This window comes from Paenibacillus sp. NPDC101420 (assembly GCF_050277435.1).
Classification (GTDB): Bacteria; Bacillota; Bacilli; order Paenibacillales; family Paenibacillaceae; genus Paenibacillus_AQ.
In genome coordinates this window covers 440,164-461,454 of record NZ_JBNNSE010000005.1, presented here as the reverse complement: position 1 = coordinate 461,454, position 21,291 = coordinate 440,164, and the positions used below count along the sequence as shown (strand labels likewise).

Sequence of the window (21,291 nt, the reverse complement as noted above, 5' to 3'; positions counted from 1 at the left end):
TGGGTACCTGTTTTATGAATACATACTACTGAAGGGTTTGAGGAAAATGCCGTTAAAATGGAGAGGCTTGACGATCCTAACACTGCTCTTAATGATGATACTAATATCGGGATGTTCTAATGGTACCGTTCACGTCACGGTGAATAAGAATCAAAGCGTAGATTTAGCAATGAATGTGAAATTGGATTCCCGAACAGAAGCATTGATCAGCGATAAAATGGAGAAGAGTCTGACAGATAAATTGAAGGAGGAAGGGATTCAGCTAGAAAAACGACAAGAAGGTAAGTCTACAGTCTATGAAATCCAGAAAAATTACGCTTCATTTGAGGATATAGGTTCAACCTCTATGGGGCTGGATATTGTGGATCTACAGCTCGTTACTAAAAAGAATTTGTTATATACCACGTATGATGTTGAGGCACAGCCTCAATTTAATAGCTATGTGGATACTATTATGGATAACATGGGGACATTGAGTTTATCAAAGCCGATTATTCGGGCGGTGTTGAAAAACTTTGCATTTGATTTTAAACTAACGTTGCCAATAGATCTAATTGGTGATAATAATGCAGCTGTTGATGAAGGCAGAACACTTACCTGGAATGTTACGCTGGGGGATACGGAGCCGATCAAAATGCAGCTTTATGTGCCAAATGTATGGAACATAGTGATCGTGTTAATCATCCTAGTGGTGGTGATCATTGCTGCGATTCTATTTTTCGTCAGAAAAAGAAAACACCGTAAAGTAAATCGTGCTTAAATGGTTCGAGATATGTATTGATAGTGCCGGGAAGCCATGCTGCTTTACCGGCTTTCTTTACTTTATAGCAGGTGTAGAGTTATAATTAGTACCAAGTACTAATATCAGATACTAAATGAAGAGGTGATTGGAATGACAGGTGCAAAAATTACAGCTATCGGAACTTATGTCCCGGAAAAAAGACTGACGAATGCCGATCTTGAGCAGATGGTGGATACTGATAATGAGTGGATTGTGGGGCGGACTGGAATTCGTGAACGCAGAATTAGTCGGCAGGATGAATACACAAGCGATTTATGTGTATCGGCAGTACAGGATCTAATGAAACGTTATGGAAAAAACGTTGAGGATGTGGATATGGTCCTTGTAGCTACTAGTACACCTGATTTTTCCTTTCCCTCAGTAGCTTCTTTGATTCAAGACCGCTTAAATATTCCGCAGACTGCAGGAGCTATAGATTTGAGCGCAGCCTGTGCGGGTTTTGTATATGCACTTCATACAGCTCATAGCTATGTTGCTTCAGGGATGCACCGTAAGGTTCTAGTGATTGGTGCGGATACGATCTCCAAGATTACAGATTATACTGATCGCAGTACATGTATCCTTTTTGGTGATGGGGCTGGTGCAGTGCTTGTGGAGAGTGATAAGCAATCGACGGGATTTCTAGGCTTTCAGCTAGCTAGTGATGGCAGCGGCGCGCATCATGTGTATCGCACGGGTCTAGCCCATACGGTGAATAATATTGAACTGGTAGATACACAGATGCTCGTACAGAACGGACGCGAGGTATTTCGTTGGGCGGTCAGAACCGTTCCTCTCGGTGTACAGCAGCTGCTTGAAAAAGCAGAAGTGGGTCTGGAGCAAATCGATTGGTTTATTCCACACAGCGCAAATATGAGAATGATTGAGCCGATTTGCGAGCGTATGAACTATCCGATGGAGCAAGTGCTGCATAGTCTTGTGAATTTTGGCAATACTTCTGCCGCAACAATTCCCTTAGCTCTTGATTTGGGCATTCGTGAAGGCAAAGTAAAGAACGGGCACAAGATTCTGATGTATGGCTTTGGTGCGGGGCTGACGCAGGCCGGTCAACTGGTAGAGCTGAACTTGGATGAGCAAGTAGGGGAGCCAACTTTATTGTGAGTTGTTCAGGTAAACATAAATAATAAAACTTTGTTAAAGCAACGACCGTTTCTCGGTATTTTTTCGAGGAACGGTCGTTTTTGTTTCATTACTAAAAGTATTTTTGGGCATATATTATGCATGTATTAGGCTACTATTGTGATCATATTCGGCTAATGATATGCAGATGTTATTCGTTTATTAGGCATCTTTTGGTATTGAGTTAGGCGTTTTGACCCATATCACAGCCTTTGGATGCATCTTTTGAAGTTTACAGATATTTAATGCTAGGCAAATAATCCATACCTACAATAAACACAGCAGACCCCAGTCTACCAAAAAAAATAGTATGGTATGTACTTTGAATAGGATGAAGAAAGGAGGAGTTATCGAATATATCCGAGATAAGGGTAGTTAGCTCTTTTGTCGATGGAGAGTTCTCATGGGATTCAAAACTATAAAATAATGCTTGGGAGAGATGATTTTGTTCAGAAAAGGTAGGAAATTTGTTGCATTATTACTGGCACTCACAGTGATTTGTTCCACTATGCCGAATATCACCCCTGTGTTTGCAGCTGAAGAATCTGAGATTCTATCTGTAGATCAACCAACGACTTCTGTACCCACCGGCCGATATGAAGAAGCACAGACGATCCACCTCACAACTGCAACGCAGAATGCTGACATTTACTATACACTCGACGGCACACTTCCGGATGTTCATAGTTTAAAATATAACGCGCCGATCTCGATTTCCAAAACAACGAATTTGTCTGCCATTACGATCAAAGATGGTGTAGCTAGTAAAGGAGTAACCTTCTCTTATATCATCAAGACCAAAGAAAAGCCATTACTCCAGTTTGTAGCGATGTCAGACGTACATGTGGGCTCGCATGCTTCAGCAGATGCACGTTATACCCAATTCTTTGATACGATAGGGTCGATTTTTCCGAACCCGGATGCGATACTCGTCGTTGGCGATATGATTAATGATAATGGGAACGACAAGCCTAATGACCATGTGATGGTTCGGGAAATTTTTGAGCAAAATTTAGCTAGAAAGCAGTGGAATAACACCCAGATCCGAATGGCTATAGGTAACCACGATTCCACCGTTGCTAAAGTCAACGAACATTATCCCACGGACTGGTTCACAAGCCAGCCGAATGGCTATTATGAATCTGAAATCGGTGGCTATCATTTCTTATTTTTAAACGGGAACAACTACAACTCAGATACAGGTCAGCGTAATTGGCTAAAGGGTAGACTTGCAGAGCTCACAGCTGATCTGAAGAATCAGAATACCCCCATCTTCGTGAATGTGCACCAACCTATATCGAATACGGTAATGGATGGGCAACAGGCATCGAATCCTAATCTTTATACGGATCTCAAAGACTATCCTCAAGTGATTACCTTCTCCGGACATTCCCATCTGAATATTAGTGATGATCGCTCCATTTACCAGAAGGATTTCACTTCAGTTAACCTTGGCTCCATGTCTTACATTGAATCCGATCGCGGTTACTCCCAAGTGACTAAGAAGGGACTTGAAGGACGTTTTGAATTTCCTGTCAGTCAGGCCGACTTCGTTGAGGTATATGCGGATCGGGTTGAGGTGGATCGGATTGCGTTTAACGCAGATCCTGGAGATATCTACACAGACGGTAAATGGACGGCTGAGCCGCAGCCTCCATTCAACAGTGCGGGTACAGTTGCTGGAGACAAGTGGGTCATTCAGCTAAAAGGCTCAACGAATGAAGCGATTAAGAGCAATTTCAAGTACACTACGGCTAACCGTAATAAGGTTGCTCCTATATTCAATAGTGAACTCGACATAACGAATCAGGATACGGTACCTTTACTTTCCTTTAAGCAAGCGAAAGATGATCAATCTATGCATCATTATGAAATCAATGTTATCGATAAAAGGTCTGGAGTTAGCAGCAAATCTGTGAATGTATTCTCTGACTATTACTTTTCCCCGGTTCCGAATGCAATGAATATTCCACTCGAAGGACTTGCACCTCAAACTTCATACATTGTTCAAGTGACAGCTGTTGATGCCTACGGGAATCGCTCTGCAACGCTAGAGCAATCGTTCACAGCCGGCAATGAAGCACCTGAACTGACGCCAATTGATCCATCGACCATGTGGAAGGACCTAGTGGTCGATATGAGATTGGATGGTAACCTATCCGATGAAGCTAAAGATGTGACAGGGCTTGCAAGTCTAGCAGGCAATGTAACGTATGTCGATGGTAAATCCAATAAAGCTGCGCTCATTGCAGCGGGTAATAGTAATTATATTGATTTGGGCAAGCGTGATGATTTGAAATTCGGAGCAGGAAGCTTCACCGTGTCTTTCTGGCACAAAGGCAATCTTTCCGGGGATCAGACTATCCTTTCCAATAAGAACTGGAATAGTGGCGGTAATCTAGGTTGGTATATTGGACCTGCCTCCACCAATGGTATGACCTTAAATATTAGTGATGGAACGAAAAGAGCGGATATTACAGCATCAAGTGTAGGAACGGAGTGGCATCTCTTTACCATTACAGCGGACAGAACAAACAACTTAGCAAAAGTTTATGTAGATGGGACGGAGAAGGCATCGGGGAGTATTGCCTCGCTTGGTACTCAAAGTGTAGATACAACCTTTAACACGCTGATTGGTGTGGATGGCAACAAAGGAAATGGCGGAGCAACGATTACCATAGATGATCTGAGAATCTGGAAGAGATCGCTCACTGCCACGGAAAACAAAGCTTTGTCGGATTCCTATAAGGGTGTTCAGCTCTTTAACTTTGAACAGCTCACCACATTAATTCATGATGCTGCTTCCTTCCAAATGAACAGCGATAAAGTCAGTGGTGTATCTTACCCGAAAGAACAGCTAGACGAGCTTGCGAAGCAAATTCAGAAAGCCAGACAACTGACGGCAAGTAATAGCCCAACCGAAATTGACCTTGCTTATGTCGAGCTTCAGTGGGTCTATAAAAAAATACAACAGGCAGCAATATATTCCTTTATTCCTAAGAACGCATTCACTATCAACTCCTTTAGTTCTTATGCGGACAATGAAAATGCCAATGCTGCGAACATCCTAGATAACGATACCGCTACGATTTGGCATTCCAAATGGCAGGAGCCTGCAGCCTCATTTCCACATTGGGTGATTATCGACATGAAGGGTAGTAAGAACTTAACTGGTATTGGGCGCACTAGCCGCTTAAGTCAGACGGCTCTGGAATTTCCAAAGGATTTTGAACTCTACGCCTCGGATCAATTATCGGATTTGACCGATCCGGCGTACCTGAGCAATCCGGCGAATAAAGCGATCGGCACATTCCAGAAAACCTGGAAAGGCACGAGCTATCAAGACTTCAATATTTTGGATAAAGCGATACAAGGTAGATATGTGAAATTTGTTGTCACGAGCACCTATAACCCAACCGCTTTATTCACCAGTATGAGTGAAATCGATTTTACTGGTAGCTCAGTGCTCTCTGCGGATACACTTCTACAGATGTCCTTCGAGAATAATTTGGAGGATCAATCTGTAAATGCTATACCGGCAACACCGGTTAAAGATCCACAGTTCGTGAAAGGTCGCGTCGGACAAGCCTTGAGTATCGATTCCAAGAGCTCAGCGCTGCAATATGTTGATCTTGGCAAGCCAACAAGTCTGCAATTCGGCAAGGACAAGAACTTCTCGTTCGCATTTTGGGTTAAATCGCCTTCTGTCTCAGGAGACCCTGCGATTCTATCCAACAAAAATTGGGATTCCGGTGCAAATGTAGGTTATGCCTTAGCGCTGAAAGGAAGTGCACTCCAATGGAACTTTAATACATCCGGCGAATCGCGTGCAGATGCCCAAATTCCAAATGTTGTAGATGGCACCTGGCATCATATCGCCATATCGCATGATCGTGCTTCAGGGCGAGTTGATTTTTATAAAGATGGTGTTCCTGTAAATGTGACCAAAGTTAATGGCACGAACTATCAGGGTATAGCAAGCACCATGACCATTGCAGGTCGAACGGGTACGCTGGATACAGGATTGTCAACCATGATCGGAAATGATGGTACAGGCAATTACAGCAATGCGCTGCAAGTACAGCTTGATGAGCTTCATATGTATGGAAGAACATTAACCGCGCAGGAAGTTTCTAATATGTATAACAGTGCTCCACCGCTTGCTTCCATTGAGGATTTTTCAGGTTCATTAAATCTGATTGGAGCTAAGCACACGGTTCAAGGTACGCAATTCCGATATAATCTAGATTTGCGTACACCTGATATGACGACTAAAGTGGACAAAGCTGTCGTTGAGATAGCCTATGATCCAGAACAGTTCGAATTTGTCAGCGCATCTCGCGCAACGAAGACAGACGCTTCGATCCCTGGTATCGTTAGACTAGAACTGCCAGGAGGTAATGTCTATAACATCGAGAATCCGCTGGAGTATGCAAAGTCCAGAATCTCGGAGCTCAAATTCAATACGCTTGGTGCTTCCGGCCAAGGCATCATTGAAGTTAAGCATGCGGATTTCTATACTGGATCAACAAAACTAACGATTAAGGCATTTGAATCGGCGCCTGCCGTTATTCAGATCCATGCTAAAGCTTCCGAAGATCTTAATGCAGATGGTTATGTTACGATAGGTGACCTTGCACTTGCGAAAGGCATTTCGGATGAAGAGCTGGCAGATATGGCAACCCAAGCCCAATACCAGCCCTATAAACGTGTAGTTGTCATCGGGATTGATGGTGGGGGTGTAGCGGTCTCCAAGGATGCGCCTTATTGGGAGACGCCTAGCTCCAAGAAAGAAAAGGTAGGCGATCGCCTGCAAATTCCAGCCATTCGGAACATTATCGAGCATGGAGCTATTAGCTATACGGCTAAAACTACTTTACCTTCCAGCTCATCCCCAAACTGGGGTTCGATGATTAATGGTGTTGGTTATGAAAAGCATGGTCTATATAATGACGATACCGCAGCCTACACATACAGTGAATCATGGGACTACCCAACGGTATTCAAAAAAATTAGGGAGGCATTGCCTGCTACTAAACAAACGGTATTCTCCACCTGGAGCAACATCGTTCAGGGGCATATTGAACCTTCTGTTGGTGTCGAAGGTTATTCCCTAGGAGATGAAGCTGATGTAGCGGCGTTCACGCAATACGCTGCTAGCGGCAAAGCGAAAGATACCTCGTTAATTTTCTTCCAATTGGATGATATGGATGGGGCGGGCCATGGTGATGGATTCTATACGAAGTCGTATTATGAGCAAATAAAGAAGACGGATAAGAACATCCAGACCATCTATGATGCTTTAAAGAACAATCATTTGTTGGAAGACACGCTCATCCTCATGCTGCCTGACCATGGTGGGGGTAAAGAGAATGCAGACGGAACTTTGGGCATGGCAACAAGTCATGGGCAAGATGAGCCCCTTGCCACCACAATCTTCTTCGCGGCGAATGGTAGAACAGTAGCCACCGAAGACGGGAAGGAAAAATTATTGCAAGGTGGGAATACAAGAGACTTGGCTGCAACAGTTCTAACTGCACTTGGCCTGAACCCATCCATTGGAGATTCTCATGTCATTGACGGTATGTTCATACCTCAAACCGAACAGAAACAATCGGGTGCTGCGGACTTGCGATTCACAAAATTAGTTGATGCTGCTACACAAAAGGTTAACGGTTATGAAGTATCAATCAACAATGCGACTTCAGATGTGACAGCCATCGATTTGAATGTAGACTCCAGCAGTCTCATCTTCTCATCGATTGAACCGGCTCAACCTGGCGTTAAGATTGTGCACAAAGAGACGGTTAATGGAATGACAAGAATCATTCTAACCTCAACGAATGGCATTCAAGCAGATGCTCCGATTCTTAAGCTACGAGTATCATCACAAGAAAAGGCTACTGCTGTACAAATTACGCAAGCGATGATTGCAGATGCGAAAGGGCATGAAACGATGCCGAATTTGACCACTGCAACTAAAGAAGTACAGATCTCTCAGGCAACACTAGTAGATCTTCAAGTAAACGGTCAATCGTTGATCGGCTTCACACCGGATCAAATGAACTATGCGATTCGTGTACCGAATAATGTTTCGGTCGCAGAGGTCACTTATAAGGTAGCAGATCCTTTACTAAGCGTTCATGTCATAGGTGGTAAATCTCTGCAAGTAGGCGAGAATCTGGTGGAAGTGCATGTCCAAGCTCCAGACGGCAGCTCGAATGTGTATACCATTATCGTCATCCGTGAGTCAGAATCCTTACCTAACCAAATTCTGCTGTCCGATCTACGAATGAATGGGGAAACTCTACCAGCTTTTGCACCTAGTACGTTGAACTATAACGTAACGGTTCCCTATAGTACGTCGGTAACGGATATTACCTATACGGCATACGATCCGACTAGCGTAGTTAAGATTACGGGTAGTGGAGCCCTTGAGGTTGGTAGGAACGTCGTGAAGGTTACCGTGACAGCTCAAGACGGATTACAAAATATTTATACGATCATCATTACGCGTCAGCCTGAAGCGGAGTCTTCAAGCAATGCAGATCTGGTAGATCTTCGCGTTAATGGAACTACGATTCGTGGATTTGCCTCTGGGCAATACAACTACGAACTGACTGTACCTTACTCGACAACCGTTACGCGAGTAACCTATACAGCAGCGGATCCTATGGCTACTGTATCGATAACAGGCAGTGGAGATTTACATGTCGGCACTAATATGATCACCGTAACTGTGACAGCTCAAGATGGAACCAAACAGATTTACACTATTTCTGTTATGCGCGAAAATGATACCTCGACAACACCACCAACGGGTGGGGGGAACCCAGGATCAAGCGTTACGCCGCCAGTGGTGGTGAAGCCGGAGCTGCCTGCAGGGGCGGTTGTTATCCCAGATGAACTCTTAACGAAGAGTGCTGAAGGAAACATCATTTTGCAGCTTCAAGCGGATAAGAATCAAGTTATGATTCCGATCGATCAACTCGATCAGATCGGCAATAGGGATCTAGAGATTCAAGTGAATGGGGTTCGTGCCGTTATGTCCTCCAAAGTATTGAATGAGCTTCGTAAGCTTCTGCCATCAACTGCGAAGACAGCAACAATACTTTTGAAGATGGAAGCCATTCAATCGAGTCAACTTACAATAACTCCACCGTATTCACGGGTTAGTGACATCATGGACTTCTCATTACTCATGTCAGATGAGTCCGGTAATAAATATTCACTGAAGCAATTCCCTGTACCCGTGAAGATAACACTACCGATTCTAAATGGAACCAATCCAGCTCTAGCGGGTATTTATCGTATTGAGGAAAATGGAAGCTTTACCTATCTAGGGGGGACGATGAATCCATCCAAAACCAGTCTTACCGTAGATTTAAATCATTTTAGCCAATACGTTGTTCTTTCGTTCCAAAGCAGCTATCGAGATGTACCTGAAAGTCACTGGGCATACAAGACTATTCAGGAACTATCTGCTAAACAAATTGTGAAGGGACAATCTGACTCTATGTTTAACCCATCGGGTTCCATCACAAGAGCAGAATATGCAGCTCTCCTCAGCAGAGCGCTTTCCTTAACTGCGAATCGTCCGACTTCATTCCAAGATGTAGTCGCTGGATCGTGGTACGAAGAGGCGGTCAATGCAACCTTTGAAGCAGGTATTATTCAAGGCGTATCCGAGGATCGTTTTGACCCTAATCAACAGATTACCCGTGAGGAAATGGCAGCTATGCTGGTAAGAGCCTATGCATATCGTACGGGCGTTAAGCCGGAAGCAAGCTCATTCCATGCGACTAATGACAGCTCTAAAGTTAGTTCTTGGGCAGTAACCTATGTACAAGGTGCGCTAGAAGCTATGCTTCTGACGGGTCATCAGGATGGTAACTTCCTTCCGCAATCGATGACAACCCGTGCCGAGGCAGCTCAAAGTATTTCAAATCTACTTGCGAAATTCTAAAATGAAATTGTAAGTTCCCTACATGAAAAATCCCCTCAATTTAGACAATGCTTAGACATCTTATCGAGGTCTGAGACGTTGTAAACTTTGAGGGGATTTATTCATGTTATACCTTAAAATTTCAATTGGCTTCCGCAGGACTCGCGCACAACAAGCACTGGCTCCACAACAAATGAACCGCCACCTGACTGATTGTTAATCAAGTCATAGAGCATATGGGCAGCGAGGATACCAAGTCGTTGTTTGTTCTGACGGATGGTAGACAGTCTTGGTGTAGTATATTTGCAGGCTTCGATGTCATCACAGCCGATGATGGCGATATCCTCAGGGACCCGGAGGTCATGTTCTTTTAATGCACGGATGGCTCCTAAAGCCAGCAAATCAGAGGCAGCAAAAATGGCCTTTGGTAAACTGCCGCTTTGAATTAATTGTTGCATAGCTGTATACCCGCTGGACTCAAAGAAATCGTCGCCATGTACAAACCAACGCCGGTTCAAAGGGAGACCGAAACTTTCGATAGCTTTGGTATATCCTGCTTCCCGTAGATTGGATATTTCTGAATCCGCGGCACTTCCTATAAAACCAAGCTCCCTATAACCAAGAAGGTAAAAATGCTCTACGACCTTAGAGGATATTTGGAAGTTATCTGACATAACAAAGCCTGACTTCTTCCCTTTTAGTTCGAGATCTACCCCGATACAAGGGATACTGCTCACGTCCAGATCGTGGATCGTTGGCTCCATCTTCTGTCCAGATATAATGACACAGCCATCCACATTAAAATGAACAGCGCGCGCGAAGTAATCTCCGCTGCTAATAAATTTTTCGTTCGAAAAGAAGATGAGATCGTATCCCAGTACACCCATTTGTTTCTTGAAGGAGTTTAATACCTCAACGAAAAAAGGGTGCGTAAATTCTACATTAAGCTCACCCGCAAAAATCACACCGATCAGATTCGATTTTTTGGTTGCAAGTGTCTTGGCGGAGTTGGATGGTGAATATCCAGTTTGCTCGATGATCTCCAGGACTCTTTTCTTGGTCTTTTCCGAAACATCGCTGTAATTATTCATAATTTTCGAAACGGTCGAGACAGAAACGCCTGCCATTTCGGCAATCATTTTGATATTCATATGTAGTATAAGCCACCCTCCGCTTAATAGTTGGAATATGGGGGAAAGACTGTAGTAGAGCGGTTATTTATGAGTTTTTTTGAATGGAGTGAAGAGTAAAACAGTTGTTTTAAGTCTATTCTTATTACCGAAACAAGTCAAACGGATATTTTAATACTGAGATATATTCCGAAAAAAATAATGTAAAAAAATTCAAAATTATATCTTTACAAATATGAAAATCTAAGCAACAATAACATTGTCGAAACCGATTTCGATTCTTCGCTTGAATTACGAATATTACGAAATTCGAGGAGTGATGTTTAGGATGAAGAGGAATTTCACGGCAGCAATAGCTGCTATGCTCCTTGTCACCGGGCTGCTATCACCGGTTGGGAGCATGAATGCTTCAGCGGCAGAGCCATTAAAGGGAAACTCACCTGATTCAGCGGCAACGAAAGTGGAAAATGAAACAATCGATGTATTGAAAGCGTTTACGGATGTATCTCCAAGCCATTGGGCTGCAGGTCCATTACAGCGTTGGAGCGCAAATGGGATTATAAGTGGATATGACGATGGGTCGTTTCGACCGGGTAAGGAAGTCACAAAGGCAGAGTTCGCAGCTATTATGAATCGTATATTTAATTATCAGGAGCAATCGGATAAGCTTCCAGCGGATGTGCTGGCTACAGACTGGTATAAGAGTGAAATTGCCAAAGGGATTACAGCTGGATATTTAAGCAGTGATAAGAATAACAATATTTATCCTTCACATGCGCTTTCGCGTGCTGAGGCGGCACTATCCTTGGAGAAAGTGTTTCGTTTCAATACGGACAAAAGCAGTACGGCAGCATTCACTGATCTGAACGGAGTCAATGATGAAACTGCGAAAGCGATAGTAGCCCTAACGAGTGCTGGCTTTATTAAAGGTTACCCTGGAGGTTTGTTTAAGCCTGAGGGCGGAATTACACGTGCAGAGCTTGCTCAGCTTGCTGATCGAATGGTTTCGGGACTCATCTTAAAATCTGGAGAGACTTCGCTTGGAACAGTAAAGGGCAATGTAATCATTAATCATGCCGATGTGGTTCTTAAAGATACTGTCATCCAAGGCAATCTTTATTTAACGGAGGGGATTGCCGAAGGGAATGCGAAGCTTGAAGGTGTAAAGGTAACAGGGACTACGTTTGTACGCGGAGGCGGTGAGCAGAGTATTGGCTTACACAATACTTCTCTTGGGCCGCTTCAAGTAGCTAAACCTAACGGGAAGGTTCGAATTTATGCCAGCGGTTCAACAGCTGTGGGTACTGTGCAGCTGCAATCCGGAGCTATCTTGGAAGAGAGTAGCGATCTTACGGGAGTAGGCTTTGGGGATGTTGAGATGGACGTCGTTCCTCATATTATCTCACTTCGTGGGATATTTGCAGCGGTTCGCTCGGCAGACTCAGCAGTCAGCGGTTCTTTGCTAAGAATCTCAGGAACTGTTGCCAGTCTTACGGTGGGCAGCTCAACGCAATTGACTCTGGAGAACAATGCACAGGTGGTCGCGTTAATCCTGACTGCGAGCGCTGGAGGCACAACGTTTCAAGGTAGCGGTAGCGTAACCTCAATAGATAACAAAGCCGATGGAGTAACGATTGGTGGCTCGCCATTAAAGAAAGGAAACACTAGTAAAACGACACTGCCAGTAGCAACTTCAGCCTCAAGCAGTTCTGGTAATGGAGGTCCAATATCAACGCCAACCTCTACACCTGAAGCAACAGCTACAGCAACTACTACACCAACCGAAACACCAACACCAACACCAACACCAACACCAACACCAACACCAACACCAACACCAACACCGACACCGACACCGACACCAACACCGACACCAACGCCAACGCCAACACCAACACCAACACCAACACCAACACCAACGGCAACACCAACACCGACACCGACACCGACACCGACACCGACACCAACACCAACACCAACACCAACACCAACACCAACACCAACACCGACACCGACACCGACACCGACACCGACACCAACACCAACACCAACACCAACACCAACACCAACACCAACACCAACGGCAACACCAACCAATGATCCGTGGACGCTGGTTTGGGGAGATGAATTCAATGAAGGAAGCATTGATCCTACGAAATGGACCTATGACCTTGGAGATGGTTCGCAATTTAACAATCCAGGTTGGGGCAACAACGAGAAGCAATGGTATACAAGTGATGAGAAGAACGCAAAGGTACAGGATGGTAATCTAGTGATTACCGCGCGTAAAGAAGCAGTAAGTGGCAAGGAGTACACTTCTTCGCGACTTAAAACGAAAGGTCTGTTTAGCAAGAAATATGGGAAATTCGAGATTCGGGCTAAAGCGCCTACCGGAAAAGGGTACTGGCCAGCGATCTGGATGCTGCCGGAGAACTACGAGTACGGAAATTGGGCTTCCTCTGGTGAGCTTGATATTATGGAGGGCTGGGGCAGCCGTCCTAATACGGTAGCGGGTACCATTCATTACGGCGGCGAATGGCCTAACAATGTATACTCTGGCAAAGAGTACGTGTTCCCGGAAGGCTCCACGATAGAACAATTCCATACGTACTCCATTGAGTGGGAACCGGGAGAAATTCGCTGGTATGTAGATGGTGAGCTGTTCTTGACCAAAAATGACTGGTACAGCATCAGCAATGGCCAGCCTGCGAATAATGCTTATCCAGCACCGTTCAATCAGGAGTTCCACCTGCTGTTAAATCTGGCTGTCGGCGGCAACTTCGATGGTGATCCAACACCAGAAACCGTGTTTCCAAAATCGATGCAGGTTGATTATGTCAGAGTCTATGAACTGACAGGCCGAGAGTATCGTGAGCCGGTACCAGTTACGCTGGATAAGGAGCCTTACTTGGAAGGCTCAAAGCTAGCACTTCCTGACGGAAACCTTGTCTATAACAACAACTTCACGGAGCAGGTCCCGGGAGATGATGGAATGGGCATACCGAATACTTCACACTGGGTTTTGTTTAAAGAACCAGGAGCTGATGCTACAGTTTCCACTGTACCGATTGGAGGACACAACTTCCTAAAGGTAAATATCAGTAATGCTGGGGGCAATGCCTACTCCGTTCAACCTCAAGCGATTGTATCCGTTGCTAAAGGTAGATTCTATAAGCTCAGCTTCGATGCCAAAACAGATGTGTCACGTAATATTAGTGTTAAATTAACGGGGGGAGAATCACGTGGCTTTGCGGCTTATTCTCCAGCGCTTAAGGCAGAGCTGACTTCCGAGATGTCCCATTACGAAACGATGTTTCAAATGAAGGACAACTCTGACATTGCAGCACGGATAGAGTTCAATATGGGAACTAACGCTTCACCAGTTTGGTTAGGTAATGTCCGTCTGGAAGAGGTAGATAGTATTCCTTTTGATCATGATGGAATAAAAACACCGCTCGGTAGCGGTAATCATCTGTACAATGGCACTTTCGATCTTGGTGAGCCCAATCGGATGAGCTATTGGCACGTAGAAACAGCCAATGGTACAACGTCCACTGCCAATGTAGATGATACAGGAAAGCTGAATCTGCAGATTGGCGGCAGCGAAAGTGGCGAAGTTCGATTGCTTCAGAAGGGAATTCAGCTCATACAGGGCCAAGATTATGAGCTTACCTTTAATGCTGCAGTATCCTCTGCACGTACTGCCACAGTTCAGCTTCTTGGAAAAGACGGCAGCGTACATGCGCAGCAGTCAGTTAATTTAGCCCAAGGTGAACAACAAATAAAAGCAGTCTTCACCAACCTTGCAGGTACAACGGATCATGAGGGACAATTTGTGTTACTTCTGAACGGTGCTACCGGTACAGTCATCTTGGATAACTTCAAGTTGCTGCGCACGAGCTTTTATTATGATCCATCACTTGTCTACTACCCGCTTGTGAATGGTGAATTCAACACTGAATTTCATGCCTGGGATCGGCTGTTGACGGAGCAGGGCGGACAGAGCACTGCTACTGCTACAGATGGAACAGCGAAGTTTAACATTACGAATACGGGTAGCCAGCCATATTCCGTGATGTTGTTTCAAAATAACTTGAAAGCTGCAAGCGGAATAGATTATGTGCTAGAGTTTGATGCCAGTTCAACCATTGCCCGAAAAATCGGTGTGAATGTTGAAAATGCGTCTTATCAGGCTTCGTTTACAAAAATTGTAGAGCTCACACCAGCAACGAATCATTACACATTCGAATTCCGTCAAGGCAGTAAGGACACATTGTCACTTAAATTCCTGCTTGGAAAGGTTGAGGGAATTAGTATTCCTCAAAGTCATGATATTATCATCGATAATGTGAAATTTGAAATCAAAAATGCACCGGCCAAACCGCAGGAATTACTAAGCGATAGCAGCAATAACAGAGTTTCGCAGCCGATTGAACTAACCTTCATAGACCATGAGGATTGGAGAAAGAAAATCATTGCAGTGAAGGTTACTGGTATAACACTTGAAACCGAACAGTACACCATTGAGCCTGGAAAAATCACAATCGATGCAGCAGTATTTCCATCCGAGGGCAGCTATACAATCACTGTAGAAGCTGACCATTACGCAAATGCATCTGTGCTTCAGACGATACTTGCTAACGATAACAATCTAGTCATAAATGGCTCGTTCGGCAGTGGTAAGACGGGTTGGTCTACATGGTCTGGAGAAGGTGGTGTTTCTGCGTTTGAGGTAAAGGATGGCGTGGCAGAAATCTTGATTACGTCGGCAGGATGGGAGGCGTGGCATACACAATTCTACCAAGAGGGTATCCCACTGGAAGGCGGAAAAACGTATGAGGTGAGCTTTAAGGCGAAATCAACGGTTCCGCGGCAGATCATCCTAGAATACTCCAATACTTCTGCAGCTTCCGCTCAAGCTAAGTTTGATATTACTGCCGATTGGGCAACGTATGGCGCACAATTTACGGTGTCCAACAGCAATCCGCTGAAGCTGAATTATCTGATCGGCAAATCGCTGGGCACTGATCCTACGGCTAACAGTACGCCACATACGATTTCTTTTGACGATATTGTGGTCCGGGAGGTACAAGGTGGTCCGCCAGTGAACCCACCAAGCGGTACGCTGGATAATGGAACCTTTGATGTGGATTCTAAAGGGTGGAGCCAGTATTTTGATGGAACTGGATCTGCTGCTGTAAAAGATGGGGAATTTGCGATAGATCTGACGGGCACAGGGCAAGCTGCTTACAGCGCACAAGTGGATTATGAAAACCTGAAGCTTATTCAGGGAAAGACGTATACCTTGAAGTTTAAGGCCCGTTCTACGGTAAACCGTAATATTCAGGTAGCTGTGGAGCATAAAGGCGGGGATTACAACAAATATATGGAAGCTGAGCTTATAGCTTTGACCCAAAGTATGAAAGAATTCAGCTACACATTTACCATGAACGGTGCTACAGACGCAGGCGCTCATTTGGTATTTTTACTAGGGCTTATTGATGGAAACAGTACGGAGACGAATAATGAAATTAGTGCGGGCAGCACGATCTATTTGGATGATGTAAGCTTAATCGAAGGTTAAACGAAAAAAACGGCAGTGTTTTCCTTTTTACAGGAGCACTGTCGTTTTTTGTTTTGGAATTAAGATTCTTCTTTAGGGATAAATTCGAAGATCTTACCATTCTCAAAGGATTCTATTAATTTTAGCAACCAGCGGTAGTAATTAATGGATTCGGTAATCTTCTCTTCATCTGTATTTAAGAGCTGCATAAGTTTACTATCGTCACTATACTCTTTTTTCATATCGTTAATTTCTGCAAGTGATTTCGCTAGTGAGATCATATTTCCTTCGACGGCTTTTCTCCATTTAATAGAGAAGTAATCACTGAAGTTCTGATGCCAGTCAGGCACAGTGGTAAACAGGTCTTTGCGAGTCCCTCTCCCCCAAACTTTATCGATCATTTTCAGATCTAGGAGGGTACGGACTCCCGTACTCATGGACGTTTTGCTCATTCCCATTGTTTTGCTAAGCTCGTCCAGTGTCACTGGACCTTGATTGAAATACATATAACCGTATAAATGCCCAATGGATAAAGTGATGCCGTATAGGTCCATATTTTTACCGATAGAGTCTATCACGCGTTCACGGGCCTTACTAATCTTCTCTATTTGTTCGGGTGTTAACCCTTCTAAATCGTTCATGATGTCCCTCCTGAGGAATAGGTCGATAGACTGCTGCAACCTTATACAATGTATTGTAATCAAATCCCCCTCCATAAGTAAAGAAATCATGAAGAAAGGAATTTGGTGTAAAACAGAGTATTCTATACATAAAGTACGTAAAGTTAAAACTGTACACTAAATTTTATCCGTATATGGTGTTTGCATGAATTTTCAATAGTCCGGTACACTACTATAAGTGAACTAAACCCGGATATATTTTCGGGAGAAGGAGGACGGCATGGCTATTATAGAGGTGAAAAAGCTAACCAAAGTATTCGGTCATGATGCGGGAAAGGCGATTCCATTATTAGAGCAAGGGTGGTCGAAGGAAAAGATCGCTCAGGAATTAAAGTTGACGGTCGGAGTCAACAAAGCCGAATTCAGCATTGAAGAAGGAGAAATATTCGTCATTATGGGATTGTCCGGCAGCGGTAAGTCAACGTTGGTTCGTTTATTGAACCGTTTGATTGAGCCTACAGGGGGACAAGTCCTTTTTAAAGGAAAAGACGTTGTTAAAATGAACCCGGAGGAGCTTCGGCAATTTCGGCGCAAGAACATCGGCATGGTGTTTCAGAAGTTCGCATTGTTTCCACACCGGACGGTATTGGAGAATGCGGAATACGGACTTGAGGTTCAGGGCGTAGATAAAAAGAAGAGAACTGAACGGGCCATGGAGGCATTGCATCTAGTGGGTCTAAAGGGATGGGAGAATCATCGCCCGGATCAACTCAGCGGAGGGATGCAGCAGCGTGTAGGACTAGCAAGAGGACTTGCTAATGACCCTGATATCCTGCTCATGGACGAAGCCTTTAGTGCACTGGATCCGCTGATCCGTAAAGACATGCAGCAGGAGCTGCTGGAATTGCAGTCCAGAGTGAAGAAGACGATTGTGTTCATCACTCATGATCTAGACGAAGCCCTGCGGATTGGTGATCGGATTGCATTGATGAAAGACGGTGTTATCGTGCAGATTGGTACGCCGGAAGAGATTCTCATTCAACCTGCCAATAAATATGTAGAGCGGTTCGTGGAGGATGTGGACTTGTCCAAGGTGCTAACAGCAGCTCATGTGATGCGGCAACCGGAAACGGTTAGACCTGAGCGTGGACCTCGGGTAGCACTTCAATTAATGCGTGATAGCGGCATATTCAGCTTGTATGTGGTAGACAAAGAAAACAAGCTCTTGGGTGTTATTACAGCTGAGGACGCAGCACAGGCACTAAAGGATAATAAATCCATCCTAGAGGTTACACGGCGGGAGATTCCTCGTGTATATCCAGAAACGCTGCTCAATGATTTCTTTGAACTAATATCTGAGACACATTTGCCTGTAGCCGTCGTAGATGAAGCGGATAAATTAAAGGGCATTGTGATTAAGGGAGCCGTTCTTTCCGCACTCGCGGGTAACGCGGTACCGGAAGGAGAAGGATCTTAATGGACATTCCAAAACTGCCTTTAGGAAAGGCCCTCGAGTGGTTGGAAAACTGGCTAACTACGTATTGTGGCCCCTTGTTTGACTTTATCGCTACAATAATCGGTGGAATGGTTTCTGCAATTGAAGGTGCGCTGACCTTCCTGCCTGCATTAGTGCTTATCGTACTTATTGCAGCTTTGTCTTATTGGATTGGGAAATGGCGCATGGCTTTATTTGCGGTAATCGGACTGCTCTTAATCGATAATCTCGGATTATGGGGACCTTCGATGCAATCTTTAGCCCTTGTTCTAACCGCCTCGATATTGGCTGTAGTAATCGGCGTACCGATTGGTATTTTGTGTGCGCAGAGAAATGCGGTTAGAAATACAGTTACGCCTATTTTGGACTTTATGCAGACGATGCCGGCATTTGTGTATTTATTGCCAGCGGTATCTTTTTTCTCACTTGGGGTAGTTCCAGGTGTAATTGCATCGATCATCTTTGCGATTCCACCGACAATTCGTTTGACCAATCTCGGTATTCGTCAGGTTTCAGAGGAGTTAGTTGAAGCAGCCGATGCTTTCGGTTCAACACCAACTCAGAAGCTGGTTAAATTGCAGCTGCCGATCGCACTGCCAACGATTATGGCAGGCGTCAATCAGACGATTATGTTATCACTCTCGATGGTTGTCATCTCATCTATGATCGGTGCGCAAGGTGTAGGTGCCTATGTATACCGCGCGGTATCGCAGGCTAAGACAGGAGATGGGTTCGAGGCGGGGATTGCTATCGTTATTATAGCTATTCTACTCGACCGTTTAACGCAGAACGCACTAAAACCAAAACAGAGATAGGGGGTTTAAATAGATATGAAGAAAAAAAATATAGGTATATTCCTGTTAGTGATTATGATGATTACTGTTATTGCCGGATGTTCATCCACTAGTAAAGAAAAAGTGAAATTGGCATATGTGGCATGGGATTCCGAAATTGCGAGTACTTATGTTGTTAAAGAAGTACTTGAAACTAAGCTTGGAGCTACCGTTGAAATGCTACAGGTAGATGCAGGCCCAATGTGGGCAGGGGTTGCTGATGGTAGTGCGGATGCTATGGTCGCAGCTTGGTTACCAAGCACGCATGCAGCTTATTTAGAGAAGTATGGTTCGAAAATCGAAGATTTAGGTGCTAATTTGAACGGAACTAAAGTTGGTTTAGCGGTTCCAGCGTACATGGATATTAATTCTATTGAAGACTTGAAGAACAGTGACCTGGCAGGTAAATTGAGCAATCGAATTATCGGAATTGAGCCTGGTGCTGGTATTATGACGACGACTGAAAAGGCTATTGCGGAATATGGTCTTAGTGAATATACGCTTCTAGAAAGTTCATCGGCAGCGATGGCTCAGGAGCTGCAAAAAGCCTATGACAACAACGAGCCTATCGTTGTAACGGGTTGGACACCACACTGGATGTTCGCCAATATGGACCTGAAATATCTGGAAGATCCAAAAGGTGTATATGGTGCGGATGAGCAAATCCATACGATGGTTCGTCAAGGTCTGAAAGAAGACATGCCGAATGTCTATAAGTTCTTGGATCAATTCGAGTGGACAGCAGAAGACATGGCGAAAGTAATGGTTGAGGTTCAAGGTGGGAAGTCACCAGAAGAAGCTGCTAAAACTTGGGTAGAAAACAACCCGGATAAAGTGAATGCATGGATTCAAGGTGTAGAATTGTAAGTAGATAGAATTCTGTGGTATGATGTGAAGAATCAATGGATTACAAAAGTGTAACTTGTACGCTAACCACTGTTCTTTACAAATGCACTTCATAAGCAAAATCATTCAATAAAACACCCCGGAAGGGGTGTTTTTCTTGGGAATATAAGCAAAGTATTCAAAGGTATATCTATACTTTGCTTATATTTTAATGCTCACACTTATGCTTTAGCGAAGTAAATCAGGAGGCAGCTGCTGCAAGGAGTCAAGAGAGGAGACTGCTTCATGACAGAGACCATAAATACCTGGATAGATTGGCTGCTGCAAACGCTTGGCCTTAGTGGACCCTCTATTTTATTTGTGACGATTCCATTGGCGCTGTTGCAGAGTATATTAGGATTTTTTCCGTTCGTAATTTTGATTGTCCTCCATGTGTCAGTATTTAACGTTATTGGAGGTATGATAATTAGTTGGCTGGCTTGTAATCTGGGTGGAATACTGATGTACTTCCTCATTCGACGATACCTTTACAATTGGTTTGATCGAAAATGGAGGTCCAAGCTGAAAAGGTATGACAAATGGCAGCGTTACTTGGACCGATATGGAATTTGGACGCTGGTCCTTCTACGTACGATTCCCATTATTCCGAACAATGTAATCAATTTTATGTCCGCTGTTTCACCGATAAAAGCATCATCTTTTATTTGGGGAACCGTGCTTGGGAATCTGTCTTACATTTGGCTATTCGGTACGATCAGCTCAAGTCTAATTGTCCCTAGGGAAGAATGGAATGGATATATTACTTGGTATGCCGTGTTTATCGCTATTCTAATCGGTATCTTTATACGGCGGCACTGGGACCATCTACAGGAAGATAAACGGAGTAGAATGCACTAATATTAATTGATCATCAAATAAATGAAGAACGTTTCTTTGGC

The 21,291-nt window shown here is 44.2% G+C and carries 10 protein-coding genes; 8 read left to right on the top strand and 2 right to left on the bottom strand.

Annotation, left to right across the window (positions count from 1 at the left end; all coding sequences use genetic code 11):
• Positions 1 to 46: 46 nt before the first annotated feature.
• The 3 genes from ACQKMP_RS22500 to ACQKMP_RS22490 all read left to right on the top strand — a co-directional run bounded on the left by ACQKMP_RS22500 (position 47) and on the right by ACQKMP_RS22490 (position 9,887).
• Complete coding sequence (locus tag ACQKMP_RS22500) at positions 47 to 760, top strand: DUF3153 domain-containing protein (RefSeq protein WP_052404417.1); 714 nt, start codon at positions 47 to 49, stop codon at positions 758 to 760.
• Between the two features lie 132 nt (positions 761 to 892).
• A complete protein-coding gene (locus tag ACQKMP_RS22495) occupies positions 893 to 1,903 on the top strand; it encodes a ketoacyl-ACP synthase III (RefSeq protein WP_042191683.1) in 1,011 nt (336 codons plus the stop codon).
• 463 nt (positions 1,904 to 2,366) lie between these two features.
• Positions 2,367 to 9,887, top strand: coding sequence for an S-layer homology domain-containing protein (locus ACQKMP_RS22490; protein WP_427471142.1), 7,521 nt, complete (start codon positions 2,367 to 2,369; stop codon positions 9,885 to 9,887).
• 113 nt (positions 9,888 to 10,000) lie between these two features.
• Here the strand turns inward: ACQKMP_RS22490 and ACQKMP_RS22485 are convergent, their stop codons facing one another.
• Complete coding sequence (locus tag ACQKMP_RS22485) at positions 10,001 to 11,017, bottom strand: LacI family DNA-binding transcriptional regulator (protein WP_339798534.1); 1,017 nt, start codon at positions 11,015 to 11,017, stop codon at positions 10,001 to 10,003.
• A 307-nt stretch (positions 11,018 to 11,324) separates the two neighbouring features.
• On the opposite strand from ACQKMP_RS22485, the gene ACQKMP_RS22480 reads away from it, so the two are divergent.
• The gene (locus ACQKMP_RS22480; protein ID WP_427471139.1) at positions 11,325 to 16,580 is read left to right on the top strand and encodes a carbohydrate binding domain-containing protein; all 5,256 of its coding nucleotides are present in this window, start codon (positions 11,325 to 11,327) and stop codon (positions 16,578 to 16,580) included.
• Between the two features lie 59 nt (positions 16,581 to 16,639).
• Here the strand turns inward: ACQKMP_RS22480 and ACQKMP_RS22475 are convergent, their stop codons facing one another.
• Positions 16,640 to 17,200 carry a GbsR/MarR family transcriptional regulator gene (locus ACQKMP_RS22475; protein WP_042191677.1) on the bottom strand — a complete coding sequence of 187 codons (561 nt, stop codon included), beginning with the start codon at positions 17,198 to 17,200 and terminating at the stop codon, positions 16,640 to 16,642.
• A 259-nt stretch (positions 17,201 to 17,459) separates the two neighbouring features.
• Here ACQKMP_RS22475 and ACQKMP_RS22470 point away from each other — a divergent pair, with 259 nt between their 5' ends.
• The 4 genes from ACQKMP_RS22470 (at position 17,460) to ACQKMP_RS22455 (ending at position 21,250) form a co-directional block, all read left to right on the top strand.
• Entirely contained in the window at positions 17,460 to 18,656 is a 1,197-nt protein-coding gene (locus ACQKMP_RS22470; protein ID WP_042191675.1) for a quaternary amine ABC transporter ATP-binding protein, read from the top strand.
• Positions 18,656 to 19,489 (top strand): ABC transporter permease, encoded by an 834-nt coding sequence (locus ACQKMP_RS22465; RefSeq protein WP_042191673.1) that lies wholly within the window; start codon positions 18,656 to 18,658, stop codon positions 19,487 to 19,489. Before ACQKMP_RS22470 ends, ACQKMP_RS22465 begins: the two co-directional genes overlap by 1 nt.
• Before the next feature lie 15 nt (positions 19,490 to 19,504).
• The gene (locus ACQKMP_RS22460) at positions 19,505 to 20,374 is read left to right on the top strand and encodes a glycine betaine ABC transporter substrate-binding protein (RefSeq protein WP_042191671.1); all 870 of its coding nucleotides are present in this window, start codon (positions 19,505 to 19,507) and stop codon (positions 20,372 to 20,374) included.
• Positions 20,375 to 20,638: 264 nt separating this feature from the next.
• A complete protein-coding gene (locus ACQKMP_RS22455; RefSeq protein ID WP_427471136.1) occupies positions 20,639 to 21,250 on the top strand; it encodes a TVP38/TMEM64 family protein in 612 nt (203 codons plus the stop codon).
• The last annotated feature ends 41 nt before the right edge of the window (positions 21,251 to 21,291 follow it).